This is a genomic window from Gemmatimonadaceae bacterium, assembly GCA_019637445.1.
GTDB lineage: Bacteria > Gemmatimonadota > Gemmatimonadetes > Gemmatimonadales > Gemmatimonadaceae > Pseudogemmatithrix.
Map to the genome: position 1 here is coordinate 1 of JAHBVS010000007.1, position 1,541 is coordinate 1,541.

Genomic DNA, 1,541 nt, shown 5'->3' on the forward strand with positions numbered 1-1,541 from the left:
TGTTTCCCGGCGATGACATCGGCAACGACGCCGTGCGCGCGATGATCGACGAGCTGGCGTCGCGCAAGCTGGTGCGCATCTACGAGGTCGAGGGCGTCGAGTACCTCGCCGTCGTCGACTGGGGCCTGCACCACCGCGTCAGCAAGCGCGCCCGCCGCCGCTATCCGGCCGATCCGTCCATGCCGGTCCCGGAACCGCCGCCGCCCCCGGCGAAGTTTCCCGTGCCCGCCGACGCCACCGAGCATGTCCCGCCTGGGCCACAGCGCGATCCGCCGAGACTTGCGCCCATCGCCCAGCCCGAACGCTGGCGGCGGATGATCAAGAACCTGCTGCGCCAGTACTGGCCGCGCGATCCGCTGATCGAGCTGATGGACGACGAGGCGGCCGATCGCTGGACGGCGAAGTGGATCGCCCAGGGCTGCGACTTCAAGCGCGATGTCGTGCCCGTGGTGCGCGGCTTCTGCCGGCTGAAGCCGTATTGCGGCCCGCCCGTCGGCTTCCAGGAGCTCGACGAGCACGTCGCGCGCCATCGCGCCGAGCACGAGGCGGAAACGATGTCGCTCAACTACGCAGCCTAAGTCGGTCTTACCTTCCCCCGGAGGGGGAAGGTGGCGCGAAGCGACGGATGGGGGATACCTCGACAACACCAGTGTCCGTCTTCGACATCCCCCTTCCGCCCTCCGGGCACCTTCCCCCTCCGGGGGAAGGTGGAGTAAGGGAAGCGCATGCAGCCACTGTCCGCCCCTCGTCCCCTCCGTCTCCTCCTCACCGGCGACAGCATCCTGCAGCGCCGACTGCAGAGCCGAGCCGACGGCTTGCTGAGCCCGATGTTCGATCGAGTGCGCGCGGCTGATGTGGCCTTCACCAACCTCGAGGTGCTGGCGAACGACTATCGCGGCGATCCGGCGCTGGAGAGTGGCGGCTCGCATTTCGGCGCGCCTTCCTGGGTGCTCGACGAGCTGGTCGACGCCGGGTTCGACCTCTTCGCCACGGCCACCAACCACAGCCTCGACTACGGCGTGTCGGGACTGCTGCACACGCTCGAGGCGATGGAGTCGCGCGGGCTGAGCTTCGCCGGCACCGGCCGCAACCTCGAGGATGCGCGGCGGCCGGTCTATCACACCCATCCGCACGGCACCGTGGCGATGGTCTCGTGCGCCTCGTCCTTCGCCAAGGGCCAGGAGGCGTCTGCCCAGCGACCGGACCTGCCGGGCCGGCCCGGCCTCAATCCGCTGCGCTTCGAGACGGTGCACGAGGTGACGCCACCGCAGCTCGAGGCATTGCGCGAGATCGCCGAGCAGCTCGGCCTCGAAGCCGAGCGCCAGCAGAAGATCAAGATGGGCTTCGCCTTCGCGCCGTCCGATCCCGCTCTGTTTCCGCTCGGCACGATGAACTTCCGCGCCTCGAACCGCCCGGCGGTGCGCATGATGGCCAACCGCAAGGACATCGACGGCATCGTGCGCTGGATCAGGGAGGCGCGCGGCCTGTCGGACGTCGTGCTGGTCAGCCTGCATGCGCACGAGCAGGCCGAGAGCAAGGAG

The 1,541-nt window shown here is 69.2% G+C and carries 2 protein-coding genes; both read left to right on the forward strand.

What is annotated here, in order from left to right; all coding sequences use genetic code 11:
• On the forward strand, nt 1-578 hold a 578-nt coding region (locus KF709_15010; GenBank protein ID MBX3175715.1), incomplete at its 5' end, for a hypothetical protein.
• A gap of 147 nt (nt 579-725) precedes the next feature.
• A partial coding sequence (locus tag KF709_15015; protein MBX3175716.1) for a CapA family protein occupies nt 726-1,541 on the forward strand: 816 nt, incomplete at its 3' end.